This is a genomic window from Actinomadura citrea, from assembly GCF_013409045.1.
Lineage (GTDB): Bacteria > Actinomycetota > Actinomycetes > Streptosporangiales > Streptosporangiaceae > Spirillospora > Spirillospora citrea.
This window is the reverse complement of record NZ_JACCBT010000001.1, coordinates 863836-883931: the sequence shown is the minus strand read 5'-3', so window position 1 is coordinate 883931 and position 20096 is coordinate 863836. Positions and strand designations below refer to the sequence as shown.

17 protein-coding genes are annotated in these 20096 nt (G+C 71.6%); 5 read left to right on the top strand and 12 right to left on the bottom strand.

Annotated features, from left to right (window positions below; translation table 11 throughout):
- Positions 1–79: 79 nt before the first annotated feature.
- Together BJ999_RS04390 and BJ999_RS04385 are read right to left on the bottom strand one after the other, a co-directional pair.
- Entirely contained in the window at positions 80–826 is a 747-nt protein-coding gene (locus tag BJ999_RS04390; RefSeq protein WP_179832083.1) for a LytR/AlgR family response regulator transcription factor, read from the bottom strand.
- Between the two features lie 54 nt (positions 827–880).
- A complete protein-coding gene (locus BJ999_RS04385) occupies positions 881–2068 on the bottom strand; it encodes a sensor histidine kinase (RefSeq protein ID WP_179832082.1) in 1188 nt (395 codons plus the stop codon).
- A 232-nt stretch (positions 2069–2300) separates the two neighbouring features.
- Between BJ999_RS04385 and BJ999_RS04380 the strand changes: the two genes are divergently transcribed.
- Entirely contained in the window at positions 2301–2492 is a 192-nt protein-coding gene (locus tag BJ999_RS04380; RefSeq protein WP_179832081.1) for a hypothetical protein, read from the top strand.
- A gap of 102 nt (positions 2493–2594) precedes the next feature.
- Here BJ999_RS04380 and BJ999_RS04375 read toward each other — a convergent pair whose 3' ends face one another.
- Positions 2595–3851 carry an alpha/beta hydrolase family protein gene (locus BJ999_RS04375; RefSeq protein WP_179832080.1) on the bottom strand — a complete coding sequence of 419 codons (1257 nt, stop codon included), beginning with the start codon at positions 3849–3851 and terminating at the stop codon, positions 2595–2597.
- Positions 3852–3999: 148 nt separating this feature from the next.
- Entirely contained in the window at positions 4000–5454 is a 1455-nt protein-coding gene (locus BJ999_RS04370; RefSeq protein WP_179832079.1) for an MFS transporter, read from the bottom strand.
- 86 nt (positions 5455–5540) lie between these two features.
- Here BJ999_RS04370 and BJ999_RS04365 point away from each other — a divergent pair, with 86 nt between their 5' ends.
- Positions 5541–6257 (top strand): TetR/AcrR family transcriptional regulator, encoded by a 717-nt coding sequence (locus BJ999_RS04365; protein WP_179832078.1) that lies wholly within the window; start codon positions 5541–5543, stop codon positions 6255–6257.
- A gap of 148 nt (positions 6258–6405) precedes the next feature.
- Complete coding sequence (locus BJ999_RS04360) at positions 6406–7020, top strand: 2'-5' RNA ligase family protein (RefSeq protein ID WP_229810257.1); 615 nt, start codon at positions 6406–6408, stop codon at positions 7018–7020.
- Positions 7021–7079: 59 nt separating this feature from the next.
- On the opposite strand, the gene BJ999_RS04355 is transcribed toward BJ999_RS04360, so the two are convergent.
- The 6 genes from BJ999_RS04355 to BJ999_RS04330 form a co-directional block, all read right to left on the bottom strand.
- Positions 7080–8162: an acyl-CoA dehydrogenase family protein gene (locus BJ999_RS04355; protein WP_179832076.1), complete on the bottom strand. Its 1083-nt coding sequence runs from the start codon at positions 8160–8162 to the stop codon at positions 7080–7082.
- Positions 8153–9100: a VOC family protein gene (locus BJ999_RS04350; RefSeq protein ID WP_179832075.1), complete on the bottom strand. Its 948-nt coding sequence runs from the start codon at positions 9098–9100 to the stop codon at positions 8153–8155. The genes BJ999_RS04355 and BJ999_RS04350 overlap by 10 nt, the downstream gene beginning before the upstream one ends.
- A gap of 8 nt (positions 9101–9108) precedes the next feature.
- The gene (locus BJ999_RS04345; RefSeq protein ID WP_179832074.1) at positions 9109–9867 is read right to left on the bottom strand and encodes an enoyl-CoA hydratase/isomerase family protein; all 759 of its coding nucleotides are present in this window, start codon (positions 9865–9867) and stop codon (positions 9109–9111) included.
- A gap of 24 nt (positions 9868–9891) precedes the next feature.
- On the bottom strand, positions 9892–11124 hold the full coding sequence (locus BJ999_RS04340; protein WP_179832073.1) for an acyl-CoA dehydrogenase family protein: 1233 nt from the start codon (positions 11122–11124) through the stop codon (positions 9892–9894).
- A complete protein-coding gene (locus BJ999_RS04335; RefSeq protein WP_179832072.1) occupies positions 11121–12713 on the bottom strand; it encodes an AMP-binding protein in 1593 nt (530 codons plus the stop codon). The genes BJ999_RS04340 and BJ999_RS04335 overlap by 4 nt, the downstream gene beginning before the upstream one ends.
- Before the next feature lie 380 nt (positions 12714–13093).
- Positions 13094–13990 (bottom strand): S1 family peptidase, encoded by an 897-nt coding sequence (locus BJ999_RS04330; protein ID WP_179832071.1) that lies wholly within the window; start codon positions 13988–13990, stop codon positions 13094–13096.
- A 225-nt stretch (positions 13991–14215) separates the two neighbouring features.
- Between BJ999_RS04330 and BJ999_RS04325 the strand changes: the two genes are divergently transcribed.
- On the top strand, positions 14216–16036 hold the full coding sequence (locus BJ999_RS04325; protein WP_179832070.1) for a bifunctional metallophosphatase/5'-nucleotidase: 1821 nt from the start codon (positions 14216–14218) through the stop codon (positions 16034–16036).
- Positions 16037–16209: 173 nt separating this feature from the next.
- On the opposite strand, the gene BJ999_RS04320 is transcribed toward BJ999_RS04325, so the two are convergent.
- Entirely contained in the window at positions 16210–17154 is a 945-nt protein-coding gene (locus BJ999_RS04320) for a GlxA family transcriptional regulator (protein ID WP_179832069.1), read from the bottom strand.
- A 71-nt stretch (positions 17155–17225) separates the two neighbouring features.
- Here BJ999_RS04320 and BJ999_RS04315 point away from each other — a divergent pair, with 71 nt between their 5' ends.
- Positions 17226–18650, top strand: coding sequence for a pyridoxal phosphate-dependent decarboxylase family protein (locus BJ999_RS04315; RefSeq protein ID WP_179832068.1), 1425 nt, complete (start codon positions 17226–17228; stop codon positions 18648–18650).
- A 61-nt stretch (positions 18651–18711) separates the two neighbouring features.
- On the opposite strand, the gene BJ999_RS04310 is transcribed toward BJ999_RS04315, so the two are convergent.
- The gene (locus tag BJ999_RS04310; protein WP_179832067.1) at positions 18712–19920 is read right to left on the bottom strand and encodes a PP2C family protein-serine/threonine phosphatase; all 1209 of its coding nucleotides are present in this window, start codon (positions 19918–19920) and stop codon (positions 18712–18714) included.
- Positions 19921–20096: the final 176 nt, after the last annotated feature.

Here is a 20096-nt window from a genome sequence, read left to right as displayed (position 1 = left end):
CGGGGCCGCCGGACGGTCCGGGTCCGCGGCCCGGTGACCAGCGTCCGCCCGGGCGCGACGTCCCGCGCGTCCGGCCCGCTCAGGGGGACCGCCTCGCCCGGCGGACGAGCAGGTCGCGCAACTCGCGCACGTGCCGGCGGGCGACCGGCAGCTCGGCGCCGCCCACGATGACGGTGCAGCGTCCCGAGTCCAGCCGCAGCTCCGTGATCGCCGCCAGCGCGACGAGATGGCTGCGGTGCACCCGGACGAACCCGGCGCCGCTCCACCGCTCGCTCAGCGCGGCGAGCGGAATGCGCACCAGATGACTGCCGCCGGACGTGTGGAGCCGCGCGTAGTCGCCCTGCGCCTCCACGTACAGCACCTCGCCCGGCGTGACGAACCGCGTCACCCCGCCCAGCTCGACCGGCATGGCCTCCGGCTCGGACGGCTCCGGCGCGACCTCGTCCTCCCGGGCGGCCTCGGTGACCCGCCGGATCGCCACCGCCAGCCGCTCCGGCCGCACCGGCTTGAGGATGTAGTCGGTCGCCTTGATCTCGAACGCGTCCACGGCGTGCTCCTCGTAGGCCGTCACGTAGACGATCTGCGGGGCGCGGGCGAACTGGGCGAGGACGCGGCCGAGCACGGTGCCGTCCAGGCCGGGCATCCGGATGTCGAGGAAGACGGCGGCGACGGGGCGCCCCTCGGCGAGGGCCCGGTCGAGCTTGCGGAGCGCGGCGGCCCCGTCCCGGGCGGTGTCGATCTCGCCGATGCGCGGGTCGGCGCGCAGCAGGTGAACGAGGTCGTCGAGCGCGGGCGCCTCGTCATCCACCGCCAGGACACGCAACACCGCACCGTCCTTCCGCCGCCATTCGCCACATTCCAGTCAAGTACCGGCCGGGCGTCAAGAGGCCGTGACGCCGGGCCGGTACTTCGGCACCCGCACGGTGACCTTGGTCCCGGCGCCCGGCCCGGTCTCCACGGCGAGGCCGTACTCGTCCCCGTACACCTGCCGGAGCCGCGCGTCGACGTTGGCGAGCCCGATCCCGGCGGCGTCGTCGGCGGACGGCTCGGGCCGCTCCCCCGACAGCAGGCGGCGGACGTCCTCGGGATCCATGCCGATCCCGTCGTCCTCCACACTGATCACGCAGTCGGCCCCGGCGTCCTCCGCGATGATCGTGATCACCCCGGGCTCGGACCGGTCCTGGAGCCCGTGCCGGACGGCGTTCTCCACGAGCGGCTGCAGGCACAGGAACGGCACGGCCACCGGCAGCACCTCGGGCGCGATCCGCAGCATCACCCGCAGCTCCTCCCCGAACCGGGCGCGCTGGAGCAGCAGGTACCGGTCGATCGACCGCAGTTCCTCCGCCAGCGTCGTGAAGTCGCCGTGCCGCCGGAACGAGTACCGCGTGAACCCGGCGAACTCCAGCAGCAGTTCCCGCGCCCGCTCCGGGTCGGACCGGACGAACGAGGCGATCGTCGTCAGCGAGTTGTAGATGAAGTGCGGCGAGATCTGCGCCCGCAGCGCCCGCATCTCCGCCTCCATCAGGAGCGTCCGCGAATGGTCCAGATCCGCGAGTTCGAGCTGGGCGTCCACCCACTGCGCGACCTCCTCGGCTGCGCGGATCAACCCCGCCGGAACGTCCTCCCCGTAGGCGGCCAGCGTCCCGACCACCCGGTCATCGGTGGCGAGCGGCACGACCACGACGCGACGGATCGGGCAGTCGAGCCGGTCACAGTCCACATCGTGCACCTGCGTGCGCCCGTTTCCGCGCGTGACCTCGGCGTGCTTCGGCCCGTCCACCGCGTGATGGTCGTGCTCCCCGTCCCAGGCCAGCAGCCGCTCCCCATCGGTGATGGCGAGCGCCTCGCACCCGAGCAGCGCCCGCAGATGCCGAGCCGCCTTCTGCGCCCCCTGCTCGGTCAACCCGCCCCGAAACGCCGGCGCCGCCCGCGAAGCGGTGTGCAGGGTCTCGAAGGTCGCCCGCCGCTCAGGCCCCCCGAGATCCCCCCGCCGCCGATGCCGCCGCCACAACCACGCCGGAACCCAGGTGAGGACCAACGTCGCGGCAACGGCAACGATCACGCTCATCCGGCAAACCTATGCCGAACCGGGCTCTCTCACTCCTTCTCATCCACCTCGCCTGCCTGGGAAAAACTTCAATCATCTCAGCACGTAGCCCGTGTGACAAGCCCCACAATCGCCACATTCTTCTTCACTGAAGCTTGCCGGCCAACGCCGCACCGGACAGTCCTGCGTGAACGCTTGGCCGCACCTCAAACGCGGACCAGCAAACAAACTGGGGAGTTACAACGTGCTTTTGATGGAGCCGAAGCTCGAGCCGCAGTCCGACCTGCCGCCCGAGACACCGTTCGACCAGCAGCCCGAGTCCTCCAACCTTCCGATCTGCATGGGGGACTGCCCTTCGAGCCCGGATGGCAACCACAATCTGGTGGACCACCACACGAAGGGCTTCAAGATCTGCACGTACTGCAGTGGGGTCTACTACGGGTAAGCAACTGCTTTCAAAGCTCTCATCTCGATGAATTTCGGGAGCTCCTATAAGGGTCCTGGCCGTTATGCGGCCAGGACTTCCTTTTTGTCATGGCCGCTCGGCTCATGTCTGGGTCTGGAACCAGCGCAGCGTGTCGGGCAGGGCGCGGTGGAGGGTCGCGAAATGATCGGTGCCAGTGCCGGTGCCGTAGTCCACGACCTGCGGCCGGGTCCCGTGGGCGCGGAGAGCGCGGACGCAGTTGCGCGTGTTGCCGAAGGTGACCTGCTCGTCGCCGGACGCGCCGTAGAGCCTGGTCGGGACGCTCGGAGCCCAGTCGCAGGTGCCGTCGGCCGCACGGATCGCCCGCAGGAGGGCGCCGGAGGGGTGGTCGAGCCGGCGCAGGTAGCGCTGGGTCACCAGCCGATCGGGACTGGCGGGGAGCTGCGGGAAGATGTCCGATTCATCATGGCTGCCGTCGAAGAGCCGTTCCACGGTGGTGTCATAGGGCGCCTGGAAGACCTCCGAGGGCGCCTTGTACAGGTGGTGGAGCCGGTTCCAGGACACCGTGGCGTAGGCGAGGTTGAACGCGGACACGCGCGGGTCCAGCGATCCCCGGGCGCGCAGGGATTCCGGGAGCTGCGCGCGCCGCAGGTCGTACGTCCCGCTGATCGGGGCCAGCGCGCCCAGCCGCAGATAGGAGTCGGTGCCGCTTTGCAGTCGACGTCCCAGCGCCATGGCGGCCTGGCCGCCCTGCGAGAAGCCGGTCACCAGCACCCGCCGTTCCAGTCCTCTGCCCTGCCGGGCGGCGACGGCGCGGGCGGCGCGGAGCATGTCCAGCGATGCGGACGCCTCCGAGGCGGCGTCCAGGTAGGGGTGCGCTCCGGGCCCCTCGCCGAGACCGAGGTAGTCGGGGGCGACACCGGCGTATCCGGCGGTGGCGTAGTAGATCGCCGCGATCCTGCTCTGGCCGTCCGCGGCGACCGAACCGGCGGTACTGCGTCCGGCATGGGTTCCATGGGTGAAGCTGACCGCCCGCACCGTCCCGGCGGTGTCGCTGGGCAGGACGACGACGCCACTGGCAACGGTGGGGCGGCCGGTCGCGGAGACGGTGCGGTAGACGACCCTGAAGCCGCTCACCCCACTGCGCGGCGGCGGAGACGTCAGCCCCTCATCGCCCAGGTAGTCGCGGACCTGCGACCGCGACATGCTGACCACCGGCGTCACCGAGACCACCGTCCCCCGCCCGCCGGTGACGTCCGACCGTCCGGCCGCAGCCGCGGCATGTTCTCCGGGCTGCGCGGCACAACCCGCGCCCGACACGACCAGCGCGGCACCGAGCAGGACCCGCGACACGCGCCTGCCCACGAAGCTCATTTCCATGCCCATGACGCTAAGAAGCAGGGTGTCTTCACACCATCGGCCTACACACCCGGAAGCCGGTGAACTCAGGCCCCTCAGGCGGTGTACCCAAACACACCTCTTCGGCTTGCGGTGCTACTTGAAGTGGCCGACCACTCGTTGTCGGTGCTCATGGGGCGACTTCCTCCACAGGCACGGGGTCGGGTTCTTTCCCCGGCGCGGTCTTCGCCGCGTCGGGCTTGAGCGCAAGGGCGATGAGCCCCCCGGCGGCGGTGACGGCCGCGGCGGCCCATCCGGCCGTGTGGAGGCCGTCCAGGAGGCCGGGGGTGGCGGGGCCGGTGGCGCGGCCCGCGGTGGCGACGGCGACGAAGACCGCCAAGCCCATGGCGCCGCCGACCTCCTTGGCAGTGCTGGCCAGCCCAGAGGCGACGCCCTGCTCATGAGGCGTGATTCCGGCGCCGGCCGAGGCGAACAGGGCGACGAAGGCGACACCGCCGAAGACGCCCCAGATGAGGCTGCCGGGCATCAGCGTCCAGAATCCGCCTTCGGCCGGCATCCCGGCGACCAGGACGGCGATCCCCGCTCCGGCGCCGAGCATGCCGATGCTGAGCGTGGTGCGGACGCCCCACCGGCCGAGCATCGCCGGGGCGATCTTCAGAGCGGCGGCCATGCAGACGACGGTGAGGGGCAGGAACGTCAGCCCCGCCTCCAGGGCGCTGTAGCCCAGGACGGGCTGCAGGTAGGAGGTGAGCACGTAGTAGCCTCCGCCCAGGGTCCCCTGGAACACGGCGATCACCGCCATGGTCGTGGCCAGGCCGCGATTGCGCAGGAGTCGCGGCGGGACCAGCGGGTCCCGGGTGCGTGACTCGACGACGAGCAGCGCTCCCAGCAGCGCGGTTCCGGCGGTCAGCGCACCAGCGCCGCGCAGCGACCCCCAGCCGTGCTCCGGCCCGCTCGCCAGGCCGAGCACCAGCAGCACCGAGCCCGCGGTCGCCAGCAGCGCGCCCGGCAGATCGAACCCGCCGAAGCCGGAGACGCGGGGCGGATCGGTTGCCAGCAGCCGCAGCGCGGCCAGTGCGGCGCCGAGGGCCAGCGGGACGTTCACGAAGAACACCCACTCCCAGCCCAGGTAGTTGGTCAGCACGCCGCCGAGCAGCGAACCTGCGGCCAGACCGGCGCTGCCCGCCATGCCCCAGGCACCCAGTGCCCGGTTGCGTTCGGGGCCTTCGGCGAACCCCCTGTAGATCAGCGCGAGCGTCGCCGGGGTGAGCAGTGCCCCGCCGACACCTTGAACGGCGCGGGCGGCGATCAGCACACCGGCGTCCGGCGCGAGGCCACCGGCGAGGGAGGCGACGCCGTACAGGGCCAGACCGAGCATGAACATGCGCCGCGGGCCCAGCCTGTCGACGGCCCGGCCGCCGAAGAGCAGGAGCCCGCCGAGACCGACGGCGTAAGCGCTGACCACCCACTGCACCGACGCCGCGGTGAAGCCGAGCGCGCCGGCGACGTCGGGCAGCGCCACATAAACGATGTTGTAGTCGAGAGCGACGATGAGCTGGGTGAACGCCAGCAGCGCCAGCCTGAGGCCGGCACGTGTCGGCGGCCGGGACGGGGCCTGTTCCACGAGCTTCTCCTTCACAGCGTTGATTTACTACACGCCGTTCAACTTTGCCACGGCGGACAGTACTACAACGCTGTAGAGTGTCAAGCGTGAACGATCAGACGACGAGCCGACGCGACCGGCTGCGCGCGCAGGCCAGCGCGGAGATCAAGACGATCGCGCTCGAGCTCATGGCGGACGGCGGACCCGACGCCATCTCACTGCGGGCCATCGCCCGCCAGATGGGCATGACCGCGGGCGCGATCTACAGCTACTACGCCACCCGCGACGACTTGATCACCACGCTGATCAGCGACGTCTACACCTCGCTGGTGGACGCGGCGGAGGCCGCGCGTGACGCCGTGCCCGCCGACGACCCCGGCGGACGGATCCTGGCCTGGGCTCAGACCGTCCGTGAATGGGCCCTGGCCAACCCCGAGGGCTTCCGTCTGGTCTACGGCGATCCGGTGTCGGGCTACCAGGCGCCCGACGACGGACCCGCCAAGGAGGCCGAGCAGCGCGCCTGCACCGGTCTCACCGGCCTCATCGCCGCGATCTGGCCGCAGGCCGAGCCCTTGCAGCCGGGCCTGCGCCGCTATTCGTGGAAGGACTTCGACCCCGGCCTGGCAGCCCACATTCAGGCGAAGTTCCCCGGCCTCCCGCCGGCCGCCGTCGCGCTCGCGCTCCGCGTGTGGGGCCGCATGCACGGCCTGGTGGCCCTGGAGATCTACGGCCACCTGCGCACGCTCACCCACGAACCCGCCACCATCTACCGCGACGAGATGATCGACCTCATCGGATCGCTCGGCATCGCACCACCCGCCTGATCGTCGTAGCCGGTGGCCACAGGGTGGGCCACCGGCACCGCCCCTCGCCCCGTCCCTCGAAGGGCCCGCACGGCCGGGCCGGTGTTCCCGGCCTGAGCGGCGCGTCCGGCATGCTGGCGTTGAGCGCTTTGGAGGCCCCGTGAACCCGATGCCCGAACGCATGTCCGACCACTGGTGGTGGCTTCCGGGGATGCGGCCTGGACGGAGGATGCTGCTCTGGCACATCCTGCCCGACGGGCAGCCGGAGGTGTTCGACCTGGTCCGTCGTTACCAGGAGAAGCTCGCCGGGGTGGACGGGCTGGATCTCGTTCCTGCCGAGTGGCTGCACATGACCACGCAGATCGTCGGGTTCGAGGACGAGATGTCCGGCGAGCAGGTGGAGGCGCTCACCGCGGGGGTCGCCGGTCGTCTGGCCGCCCTTGAACCGATCGAGGTGGAGGTCGGGCGGCTGTGGGTTCACAGCGAGGGGGTGGCGCTCGGCGTCCGTCCGGGGCGCGGGCTCGATCCGGTCCGGCAGGCGATGCGCCAGGCCGCGGCCGAGACCGTGGGTGTGCACCCGCTCGACGGCGAGCCAGGCTGGACACCGCACATCTCCGTCGCCTACAGCAACGCCGACGGACCCGCCGCGCCCGTCATCGACGCTCTCGACCTGCGCCCCGAGCCGGTCCCTCTGCGGGTGGCCGCCGCGTATCTGGTCGCCCAGGTGAGGGACGGGCATCTGTACCGGTGGGAGCGGCTCGCAGAGGTCGCGTCGGGCGGTTGAGGGTCACGGCGCGCGAGCTGATGCCCGCCGGGTCGGCCCGGCGGGCATCAGGTTCGCGGTCAGGGGAGGTCGAGGGCGGTGGCCAGCTGGTCCAGGTGAAGGTCTGCGTCGCCGAAGGCCAGGGACGCCGCCAGTGCGTGTTCGGAGAACAGGTGCAGGTCGTGCTCCTGGGTGAAGCCGATGGCGCCGTGTACCTGGTGGCCCAGGGCGCACACTCGTTCGTACGCCTCGCTCACCCATGCCTTGGCCATCGCCACCTGCTGCTCCGCGTCGCGGTTCACCGACAGGAGCCAGATGGCCTCGTAGGCGGTGAAGCGGGAGCCCAGGACGTCGATGGCCATGTTCGCGCAGTGGTGCTGGACGGCCTGGAACGAACCGACGGCACGGCCGAACTGCTCGCGTTCTGTGGCGTACTGGACCGTCATGTCCAGGACGTGTTGCGCGGCTCCGACCATCTCGGCGCAGGTGGCGGCCGCGCCGAACAGGGAGATCGCGGCGGCGGCGTCCGCGCCCAGGGCGGCTTCGCCGGGGACCCACAGGCCGTCCAGTTCGGCGTGGCAGGGACGGTCGTGGCCGATCGTTCCGAGCGGTTTCAGGGTGACGTCCGCGGCGTCCACCCAGAAGGCGTGCGGCTCGCCGTCCAGGCGCGCCGCCAGGAGGATGTGCTCGGCGGACGCGGCGAACGGGACGAACGTGGCCGTGCCGTCCAGGACGTGACCGGAGTCGGAGCGTGTCGCGACCGGCCCCTCCCCTGGGCGGTCCCACGGGAGGGGCGCGGCGGTCACGATCTGGCCGTCCGAGATGGCGTTCAGCCAGCGCTCCTTCTGGGCGGACGTCCCGAACCGCGCGACCGGCATGCCGCAGCAGGCGACCGAGGCCAGCAGCGGGCTCGGGACCTGCGCGTACCCCAGTTGCTCGAACAGCAGGCAGACGTCCAGGAAGTCGCCGCCCACGCCGCCGTGCTCCTCAGGGAAGGCGAGGCCCGTCCAGCCGAGCTCGACCATCTCCTTCCAGAGCGGCGCCGAGTACCCGGCCGGGTCGCCGCCGAGGGCCCGCGCGCCCGCCGCCGCGGCCTTGGACTCCAGGAGTTCGCGGGCCGTGGCGGCGATCAGCTCCTGGTCCTCGGTCAGGCTCAGGTCCATGGCGGCGGCACCTTGTCCGAGCGGACCCACACGCCCGGCCGCTCCTCCCAGAACAGCTGGACGAGGATGCCGCCGGTGTGCTTCGGGTGGACGAACGTGTGCTTCCAGGCGGCGCCGTCGGTGACGCCCTCCTCGTCGTCGAAGGTGGGGACGCCGTGGTGGTCGCAGGCCGCCAGGGCCGCGTCCCAGTCGGCCACCTCGAAGGTGACGTGGTGGGCGCCCGGGCCGCCGCGCTCCAGGAAGCGGTCGATGAACGAGTCCTCCCCGCGCGGCATGATCACTTCCCAGCAGATCGTCGAGCCGGGGATGTTCAGGACGAGGTCGGCCATGTCGGGGTGCTCCTCGTCCGCCGTCCGCCAGACCTGGACGAAACCGGCGAGGTCGCGGTACCAGCGGGCGAGGACGTCCCGGTCGTGGAAGGCCTGGCAGATGTGGTCGAGCGCCACGACGCCGAGCGACGGGCCGTCCGGTTCGGACGGCCCGGACGGCTCGGTGACCGAGGCGGCGGTGTCGCCGCACATGTCCAGGCCGCCCGGCCCGCGGAGCCGCCACAGCACGCCGGGGCCGTGCTCGGGCGGGCTCAGCGACGCCTCCAGCCAGCGTCCCCACGCCCAGTCGGTCGGCTTGATGGCGCGCACTTCGAGTTCCGCGCGGACGGCCTCCAGGTCGGGCACCTCGGCGCCGACGTGGTGCAGGCCCGGGCGCCCGTTGTGCTCGTCGAGCCAGGTCTGCAGCGACGCGCCGTCTCCGGCGGGCGCGACCACCTCCCACGCCTGCCCGCGGCCTCCCGGGATATCCAGCCGGGCGCCGCGCACGCCCTCGTCCGGGTTGTCCCAGCTCCGGACGCGCCGGAACCCGAACAGCCCCTCCAGCAGGGCGACCTGCGTGTCGAGGTCGGGGGTCACCTGCGCGACATGATCGATGCGGTAGATCTGCACGGGTCCTCCTAGCTCGGGTGGGGTTCGATCCAGTCGTAGCCGTAGGTGACGAGTTCCTTGACGAGCCGCAGGTTGTAGCGGTTCATCGCCGCGATCCGCTCGGCCAGCTCTCCGATCCGCTTGTCGAACTCCTCCGCCGGATACACGTCGTTGACCAGGCCGAGGCGCAGCGCCCGCTCGGCGTCGATGCGGGCGCCGGTGAACAGCAGCTCCTTGGCGCGGGCCTTGCCGATCCGTTCCGGCAGCCGCTTCACGCCGCCCCAGCCGGGCGCCGACCCGCCGAACTCGGGCTGGTCGGGGTCGCCGTCCTCGGTCATCTTCGGGCGGTACGGGGGACGCGCCGACAACGTGATCTCGACGAGCCCCATCTTGGCGTTGTCGGAGGCGATGATGAAGTCCGCCGCGAGCGCCAGCTCCAGGCCGCCGCCGACCGCGTACCCGTGCACGGCGGCGATCACCGGGACGGACAGCCGCTCCATCATCGCGAACGTCTTCTCGCCGAGCCGGCCCTGCTCGATCCGCTCACGCGGGGTCAGCTTCTCCGACCAGGACAGGTCCATGCCGGCGCAGAACGCGCGCTCGCCCGCGCCGCGCAGCACCACCACGCAGACGTCCTCGTCGTCGTCCACGCGGGTGAAGATGTCGCGCAGCTCCGTCATCGTGGTGGGCGTCAGCGCGTTGAGCTTGTCCGGCCGGTTCAGCGTCAGCCAGGCGACCCGCTCCTCGATCCGCAGGTCGACCGTCTCGTAGGCGTTCTCGTCGGGCATGTTCGTGCGCTCCTCCCGTGTTGGTCAGCCGCGGGGCAGGTTCAGGCCCCGGGTGGCGATGACGTTGCGCTGGATCTCGGTGGTGCCGCCGAGGAAGGTGGACGCGACCGAGTCCCGGCGCATGTGGGTGAACACCGCGTCGAGGGGCGCCCCCTCGCGCTCCCACAGGGCGGCGGACCGCCCGAACGCCAGCGCGCCCGTCCGCGCGAGCCGCTGGTGCAGCTCGGCCCCGAACAGCTGGTTGACGGACGCCTCGAAGCCGGGCTCGTCGCCCGCCGCCTGCCGCGACACGGTGTAGCGGGCCAGGTTGTACAGGACGGCGATCTCGGTCCGCCGGCGCGCGATCTCCTGCCGCAGCGCGGGGCCGCGCCGGGCGTGCCGCTCCCCCTCCGGCGACCTGAGATGGGCCACCAGCTCGGCGAGGGCCTGCTCGTACTTGATGGTGGCGCCGATCCCGGCCCGCTCGAAGCCGAGCGCGGACATCGCCACGTACCAGCCGCGGTTCTCCTCGCCGACGCGGTTCGCCACCGGCACCCGGACGCCCTCGAAGAAGATCTCGCAGAACGGAGCGGTGCCGCGGATGTCGGTGATGGGGCGGATCGTCACCCCGGGCGCGTCCGCCTCGACGAGCAGGAACGTGATGCCGCGATGGGGACGCTCGGCGGACGGGTCGGTGCGGACGAGCACGAACAGCCAGTCGGCGTACTGGCCGAGGGACGTCCACACCTTCTGGCCGTCCACGACGTACTCGTCCCCGTCCCGGACGGCGCGGGTGCGCAGCGAGGCCAGGTCGGAGCCGGACTCCGGCTCGGAGAAGCCCTGCGCCCACGTCGCCTCGCCCGCCGCGATCGGCGGCAGGTGGACGGCCTTCTGCTCGTCGGTGCCGTGGACCAGCAGGGTCGGGCCGAGGAGGAACGCGCCGATGCCGTTCACGGTCGGCACCCGGGCCCGCATCATCTCCTCGTGCAGGACGAACTCCTCCAGCGCGGACAGGCCCGCGCCGCCGTACTCCCGCGGCCAGTGCGGCGCGATCCAGCCGCGCTCGGCCAGCGCCGCCGCCCACGCCCGCGCGCCCTCACGTCGCTCGGGGTCGTCCGCGACCCGGTCGACCGGCCAGTTGTAGCCGGCGACGTCCTCGGGTTCGAGGCTCTGCTCCTCGTCCCCCGCCGGACGGTAGGACGCGGGGAACCGCTCCTTGACGAAGGCCCGGACCTCCTCGCGGAAGGCGGCCTGCTCCGGTGTGTCGTCCCAGTTCACGGGCTGCTCGCCTCCCGGTCCCAGGTGGTCGGGGTGATCCCGCCGTCGCCCTGCGCGCGCAGCCGGTACTTGGCGACCTTGTCCGTCGGGGTGCGCGGCAGCGCGTCGATGAACTCGACGTAGCGCGGCACCATCGAGCGCGGCAGCCGCTCCTCGCAGTAGGCCACCAGCTCCTCCGGGTCGAGCCCGGTGTCCGGTTGCACCACGACCGACACCTTGATGTCCTCGTCCTCCAGTTCCGAGGGCACGCCGATCGCGGCGCACTCCAGTACCGCCGGATGCCGGTTGATCTCGGTCTCCAGGTCGAACGCCGAGATGTTCTCCCCCCGCCTGCGGATCGCGTCCTTCATCCGGTCGAGGAAGTAGAAATACCCGTCGTCGTCGCGCCACACCCGATCTCCGGTGTGGAACCACATGTTGCGGAAGCAGCGGGTCGTGGCCTCCCAGTTGCCGTAGTAGCCGGTGGTGAGGACGAACGGCTGCTTCGGCCGCAGCACCAGCTCGCCCGGCTCCCCCGGCCCGACCTCGCGGTCGCACTCGTCCACGACGGCCACCTGGAACCGCTCCTCGTGCGCCTGCCCGCACGAGCCGAGCCGCCACTCCCCGTACGGGCTGCCGGTCGCGATGCCCGCCTCGGTGCTGGTGTAGGTCTCCACCGACCGGACGCCGAACCGCTCCCGCAGCGGCTCGTCCAGGTTGGACTTGCCCATGTAGAACGTCTCCAGCCGGTGGTCGCGGTCGCGGGACGTCGGCGGGCGGTTCAGCAGGATGGGGATCATCGAGAACACGCTCATGCACACCTGCGCGTCGAAGCGGCGCACGTCGTCCCAGAACCTCGACGCGCTGAACCGTTCGACGATCGCGATGGAGCCGCCGCCGAGCAGGGCCGAGAGCATGCCGTCCCAGAGCGCGGCGGCGTGGAACAGCGGCAGCGGGCAGTAGACCGTCTTGCCCCAGCGGTCCAGGAAGTCCAGCGAGTCGTAGGCGCAGGTCAGCGCGAGCGCGTGCGGGACCATCGCGCCCTTGGAAGGCCCGGTCGTACCGGACGTGTACATGATCGCCTGCATGTCGGCGAAGCCGACCCCGGCGTCCACCGGCCCGGACCCGTCGGCCGGGAGCGCGGACATCTCCCGGGCGGGCTTGCCGAGCCGGTCGAGCAGCACCCCGGCCGCGGCGGCGTCCCGCACGACGACCCGTTCCAGGGTGGGCAGGCGGTCGGCGATCTCGACGAGCCGCTCGGCGTACGGGCCGTCGACGACCAGCCAGCGGGAGTCGGAGCTGTCCAGGACGTGCCGGAGCAGTTCGCCCCGGTAGGCGATGTTGATCGGCACGGCGACCGCGCCCAGCCGCGCCAGCGCGAAGATGACATGGACGAAGTCGGCGCAGTTGGGCAACATCACGCCGACGTGGTCGCCGCGGGCGATGCCGGCGGCGGAGAACGCGCGGGCCAGCCGGTCGGCGGCGGTGTCCACCTCGCCGTAGCTGATCTCTCCGTCGCGGAATCTGAGGAACGTCTGTCTTCGGTGAACCTGCGCCTGTGACCGGAGGACGTCCCCGAGGACGAAGCTCTCCAGCGTCTCCTTGCGCATCCGGACCTCCGCTGTCGCTGCGTGGCGTGGGCGGCTCGATGGCTGGCGGCTCGGTGGCTGGCGGCTCGGTGGCTGGGCGGTTTCGATGGGCGGCTCGACGGCGGGCGGGCGGACGGCGGCGCGGAAACGGCCAGCGGTGGTCCGCAATCAGACATTGCCTTAAATAGAGGAACACGAAACGCTAAATACGGCAATACTGACTTAAAGGCCACAAAGATGTTCAAGCGGTGAGCTACTGAGACGTCGGGTCACCACTGTGACGCAGGCCACACCATCGTGGCGGTCGGGTTTCGGACACACGTCCCGGTAGGCGACGTACCCCCGATATGACGGAACGCCCGGTCGGGCATGGCCTGACCGGGCGTTCGCGCGGGACGGGATCAGCCGATGACGCCGGCGATCCAGCGGTGGTAGTGGCCGACGCTCGTGTAGATGTCGGGCGTCTCGCCGCAGACGTCGCCGACGCCGCGGGAGTCGACCCCGGTGATGACCCAGCGGCCCCTCACCTTGATCAGCAGCGGCGAGCCGGAGTCGCCGCCGCAGGGACCGCGGACGCCCTCGGGGTTGTCGGTGCAGATGTCGTGGTCGCGGTAGCCCCACGCGTCGTCGCCGTTCGCGTCCACCTGGCACTTCAGGGTGGTCGGCGAGATCACCTTCGTGTCGAGCTGCTGCAACTGCGCGGGAAGCCGACTCGGGTCGTCGTCACTCGTCGAGGTGTATCCCCAGCCGATCTGCCGGACCGGCGTCCCCGGCGCGGGAATGGTCGTGGCCTGCCGGACGGGCGTCTGCGGCACCGCGGTGTCGAGGTGCAGGAGCGCGATGTCCTTCCCCTCGGAACGGTCGTCCAGGTACTGGTAGCCAGGGTGGACGACGATCCCCTTGAGCTTGGCGACGGTGCCGCCCTGCGTCCGGTCGTTGGACCCGACCCGCACGTGGAACAGCCCCGGGTCCATCACCGAGTAGGGCGCCCCGTTCTGGCCCGCCTGGGTCACGCAGTGGGCGGCGGTGACCACCCACTCCCCGTCGATCAGCCCGCCACCGCAGCGGTGCGAGTCGGGGTTGCCGTTCCGCTCGTACTCCAAGGAGGCCATGAACGGGTAGGCCTGGTCGGCCGGCGTCCCACCGATGATCTTCGGCGTGGGCGGCGGCTCGTCGGCGTGCGCCGCGGCCCCGAGGCCGGCGACCGCCCCGCTCGCCAGAACCGTCCCGCCTGCCAGCACCACCGCGCCGGCGAGCCTCCGCCACGTTCCCGTCGTCTTCCTGTCGCGCGTCCGCAAGGACAGCTCCGATCGGTCGAGTTGATCTTGGCCCGAGGGACGCTACCGGCCGCGGCCGACCGGTGTCCGCAGGTCCGCGGCACAAGATCAAACAGCCCCAGGTCAGGGGTGCTGCACAAGGACTGCCAACGAATCCGCCCAAGGATCGGAGAATCTCGCCGAAAGCGATCGTGAGCTGCGCCTCTATCGTTCTGCCGTCCCCTCCGCCGAAGGAACGAGAGCGTCATGCAGAATCCGAAGGCACCCGAGCCCCGCTGGTGCTCGTGCCGCGTGCCGGACGTCAGTCGCAGGCAGGTCCTCGGCGGCCTCACCGCCGCGAGCGCGCTCGCCGTGGCCGGATGGCCCGGTCCCGCGCAGGCCGCGCCCCGCGGCCGCTCCGTGACGATCACCGTCATGGGCACGTCCGACCTGCACAGCCACGCCGTCGACTGGGACTACTACAAGGACGCCGAGTACACCGACAGCGGCGGCAACGTGGTCGGGCTGGCGCGCATTTCCAGCCTGGTGAACCAGGTCCGCGCCGACCGCGGCCGCGACCGCACCCTGCTCTTCGACGCGGGCGACACGATCCAGGGCACCCCGCTCGGCTTCTACTACGCCTCCGTCGAGCCGATCACGAAGACCGGCGGGATCCACCCGATGGCGCGGCAGATGAACGCCGTCGGCTACGACGCCGTGGCCCTCGGCAACCACGAGTTCAACTACGGCATCCCGTTCCTGGACCGGTGGATCGAGCAGATGGACGCGCCGGTGCTCGCCGCCAACGCCGTCCACGCGGGCACCCGCCGCCCCGCCTACCTGCCGTACATGATCAAGACGATGCGGGTGCGAGGCCTCCCGCCGATCCGCGTCGGGCTGCTCGGCCTCACCAACCCGGGGGTAGCGATCTGGGACAAGGCCAACGTCTCTGGCAAGCTCGACTTTCTGGACCTGGTGGAGACGGCCCGGCGCTGGGTGCCGGTCATCCGCGCGAAGGGCGCCGACGTCGTGGTCGTCAGCGCCCACTCCGGCGACAGCGGCACCTCGTCCTACGGCGACGCCCTGCCCGTCGAGAACGCCGCCGCCCTGGTCGCCGAACAGGTGCCGGGCATCGACGCGATCCTGTTCGGGCACGCGCACCTGGAGATACCCGAGCGGTTCGTCACCAACAAGGCCACCGGCCGGACGGTCGTGATGAGCGAGCCGAAATGCTGGGGCCAGCGCCTGTCGGTCTTCGACCTCACCCTCGTCCACGAGCGGGGCCGCTGGAAGGTCACCGGCAAGTCCGCGACGACCGTGAACAGCAACACGGTCGAGGAGGACCCGGCGCTCGTCACGCTCGTCAAGAAGCAGCACGACGCGGTCGTCGCCTACGTCAACAAGGAGGTCGCCTCCTCCACCGAGGAGATGTCGGCGGCGGAGTCGTGCTGGAAGGACACCGCGATCCTGGACTACGTCCACCAGGTGCAGACCGCGAAGGTCAAGGAGGCGGTCGCGGGCACCGAGAACGCGTCCCTGCCGGTCGTCTCGATCGCCGCGCCCTTCAGCCGCGCCGCGACCTTCCCGGCGGGCAAGGTCACGATCCGCGACATCGCCGGCCTCTACATCTACGACAACACGCTGCTGGCGAGCATCCTGACGGGGTCCCAGATCAAGGCCTACCTGGAGTACTCGGCCCAGTACTTCAAGCCGGTCGACCCCGGCGCCCCGGTCGACCCGGCCTCGTGGACGAACGCGAACAACCGCCCCGACTACAACTACGACCAGTTCTCCGGCGTCACCTACAACGTCGACATCGCCGAGCCCGAAGGCTCGCGCATCACCGACCTGGCCTACGACGGCACGCCCGTCGCCGGCGACCAGAAGTTCGTGGTCGCCGTCAACAACTACCGCCAGTCGGGCGGCGGCGGCTTCCCCCACATCGCCACGGCCCCGGTCGTCTACAACGCCCAGGTGGCGATCCGCGAGGCGATCGTCGAGTACGCGTCCGCCGCGGGCACCATCGACCCCGCGACGTTCCACGTCGAGAACTGGAAGCTCGTCCGGAACGGCACCCCCGTCTTCTGACGCGGATAACCGTTGGCGGTGATCCCGCCGAGGCGGCCATCGTGTGCTCATGCTCTCCGACGCACAGGTGGCCGCCTTCGTCGCGGACGTCGGCGGACGCCTCCGCGGTGGAGGCCGCGATCGTCCGGGCGCTGGAACCATGACGCCCCGGGCCCGGCCGGACGCGGGACAGCTCACGGGGCGGGCGCGAAGGTGCGGCGGTAGGCGGTCGGGGGGACGCCCACCACCCGGGTGAAGTGGTGGCGGAGGTTGGCCGGGCTGCCGAGGCCGGAGCGCTCGGCGATCTGGTCGACCGGGAGGGACGTGGTCTCCAGGAGTTCGCGCGCGTAGTCGACGCGGATGCCGCGCAGCCAGGCCATGGGGGTCGTGCCGGTCGCGGCGTGGAAGCGGCGGATCAGCGTGCGGGTGGTGACGTTGGCGCGGCGCGCCAGCGCGGCGACGGTGAGCGGCTCGTGCAGGCGCTCGCGCGCCCAGTCGAGGAGCGGGCCCAGTTCGTCCGCGTCGGTCAGGGGGACGGCCGCGTCGATGTACTGGGCCTGGCCGCCGGGACGGTGCGCGGGCATCACCAGGCGCTTGGCCAGGGCGCTCGCGACGGCGGCGCCGTGGTCGTTGCGGACGACGTGCAGGCACAGGTCGAGCCCGGCGGCGGTGCCCGCGCTGGTCAGGACGTCGCCGTCGTCGATGTAGAGGACGGATGCGTCCACCAGGACCTCCGGATGACGGGCGGCCAGCTGGCCCGCGTGCATCCAGTGGGTGGTCGCCGGGCGTCCGTCCAGGAGGCCCGCGGCGGCGAGAACGAACGCGCCCGTGCACAGCGAGACGATGCGGGCGCCGTTGTCATGCGCGGCGCGGACGGCGTCGACCAGGTCCGGCGGCTGCTCGTCGACGACGCTCGCGCAGGCGGGGACCACGACGGTGTCGGCGGCCGCGAGCGCGTCGAAACCGTGCTCGGCCTGCGGGGCGAAACCGGCGGTGGTGCGGGTACCGGGGGCGGCGCAGAGGCGGAAGTCGTACCAGGAGTCGGCGAGCCCGGGGCGCTCGTACCCGAACACCTCGCACGGGATCGCCAGCTCGAAGATCGGCACGCCTTCGGTGACGGCGACGGCCAACTTGTGCATGTCACTAATTTAGCGGTGATGGTCACTTCTGCCACTTGGGGTGGGGGTCGGTGCGCATCATGCTCGGACGCATGGACGACTTCCCCTCTGGACGAGCCTCCTTCGACCCGCCCGCGGAAGGCGCCGAGCGCGTGTGGCGGCAGGTCGTCGACCTGCTGCGGGAGGAGCGCGAGCGGATCGCCGGGCGGGACGTGAGCGCGCCCGTGGACGTGGGCGCGCTGCGGGACGCGATCGGCGCCTACGACTTCGTCCGTCCCGTCGCACCCGGCACGGTGGTCGACGGGGTCGCGGAGCTGCTGCGGGCGACCACCGTCCACACCACGCATCCCCGCTACTTCGGGCTGTTCAACCCGACGCCGACCCTGATGGGCGTGGTCGGCGAGACGCTCGCGGCGGCGTTCAACCCGCAGCTGGCCGCGTGGTCGCACGCGCCCGCCGCCGCGGAGATCGAGGCGCACCTGCTGCGCTTCCTGGGCGGACGGCTCGGCTACCCGCCTGAACGGGTGGCCGGGTCGTTCACGAGCGGGGGCGCCGAGGCGAACCTGACGGCCGTGCTGCTGGCGCTGACCCGGACCTGGCCCGAGTACGGCGAGAAGGGACTGCGAGCGCTGCCCGGCCGTCCGGTCCTGTACGCGTCGGCCGAGAGCCACCTGGCCTGGCTGAAGATCGCGCACGCCACCGGTATCGGGCGGGAGGCGGTGCGCCTGGTCCCGACCGGGCCCCGGCTGCGGATGGAGGCCGCGCGGCTGGCCGAGCTGGTCGCCGCCGACCGCGCACGCGGCGACCTGCCGTTCCTCGTCGTCGCGACGGCCGGCACCACCGGCGCCGGGGCGATCGACCCGACGCACGACCTGGCCGACCTCTGCGCGGCCCACGGCCTCCGCCTGCACGTGGACGCCGCCTACGGTGGCGCCGCGGCCCTGTCGGACCTGCTGCGGCCCGCCCTGGACGGCATCGAGCGCGCCGACTCGATCACGCTCGACGCGCACAAGTGGCTGAGCGTCCCGATGGGCGCGGGCGCGCTGCTCACCACCGACGCCGAGGGCCTCGCGGAGACCTTCCGGGTCACCACGTCCTACATGCCGGACGAGATCCACGGCACCGTCGACCCCTACACCTCGAGCCAGCAGTGGTCGCGCCGGTTCATGGGCCTCAAGCTGTTCCTCAGCCTCGCCGTCGCCGGCCGCGCGGGCTACGCCGAGCAGCTCGAACACGACGCCGGACTGGCGGACGCGCTGCGCGACGGGCTCACCGCGACGGGCTGGGAGATCGTCAACGACACCCCGCTCCCCGTCGTCTGCTTCGCCGACCCGGGCGACGGGACGTGGGAGCGCCACGACGCGCTCGCCCGCGCGGTCGTGGGGAGCGGGCGCGCGTGGATCAGCCCCGTCCGGTTGGACGGGCGCGCCGCTTTGCGCGCCTGCGTCATCAGCCACCGCACCACGATCGCGGACGTCGAGGACCTCGTCGACGCCGTGAACAAGGCACGCACCTGAACCAGCAGGTCAGGGGATACGGGCGAGGGCACCTGCGACCGCGTTGTCGGCTGGTTCCGGCCTACTGGTCGAGAGGGGTGCGCCGGCTGGAGCCGGGGCCGTGCCAGTCCAGGCAGATGACGGTGGCGTCGTCGCGGAGTTCGCCGCCGCTGACCTCGTGCAGCGCGCGGGTCATGGACCGGACCGCTTCGCGGGGGTGCAGTCCGGAGCCGTCCGCGATGAGGGCGGGCAGGTCCAGGGCGGTGGTGGTGCGTTCGATCATGCCGTCGGTGAGCAGCACCACCCGGTCACCGGGGGCCAGGTCGAAATCCTGCACCCGGTGACCGTCGGGGTTGGGCACGCCGAAGGGCGGGTCGATATGAGGTTCGATCATGGTGACGCGCCCGTCGCGCAGGCGCAGCGGCCAGGGATGGCCGGCGTTGACGAACAGGGCGCGGCCGGTGGCCAGGTCGATGCTCAGCAGTTGGCCGGTGGCGGTGGCGTCCTGCCCGTAGTCGGTCACGGCCCGGTCGGCCGCCCGAGCCTGTGCGGCCAGGCCGGCGCGCGAGCGGCGAGCGTTGCGCAGGGCGCCCACCAGCAGTGTGGCGAGCATCGCGGCGGGCACATCGTGGCCCATGGCGTCGGTGATGGAGATGTACAGGCTGTGCTCGTCCAGGCTGTAGTCGAAGGTGTCGCCGGCGATGTGACCGGCCGGCTCCAGGCTCCCGGCGATGGTGGCCTGGCCGGCCTCGCACGACAACGCGTCCGGCAGCAGGTTGTGCTGGATCTCGGCGGCCAGCGACACCGGCACGCTGCGCCGTCCCCATTCGTACAGGTCGGTGAAGCGGCGGTTGGCCACCACGATGTAGGCCATGGCGTGCGCGGCCTGTGCGACGTGCATGCGTTGCCGCTCGCCGGGCCGTTCCCGCATCGTCAGTTCCAGCACGCCGATCGCGTCGCCGCGGTTGGTCACCGGCGCCACCACCCGCCACCCGGGATCGAACCCGCCCGCGGGTCCGGGCGACTCGGTCACGAGGAGCCGCTGGGAACTGATCACCTGGTCGTACAGGCTGCCGCTCAGCTCCTCCCGGTCGTTCTTGCCCTCTCCGAACCGGACTTCGGCGGGCAGCCGCCACAACGAGTCACCGGCGAAGTCGGTGAGCATGAAGCACACGTCCGAGGCGTCGAGCTGCTCGGCCAGGATGCGGCCGATCACCGCTGAGGATTCGACCGGCGGCGCCTGCTCCACCGCTGCCAGCAAATGCTCCAGTGCCACATCCTGTTCAGCCATCAAAACCCCCCTTCTCCAGTGTTTCCTTCACAGGCGGCTGATAACGGCCAAGGTCAGGTGCGGCGGGATCCAGGACGGAAATTCCCCCGGTGTCGCCCCGGACTGCACCGGATCCGGCGCTGCAGGCCGCTGGGAGGACGGGGCGCGCGGTTTCCGGATCCCGAAAACTTTGCGCG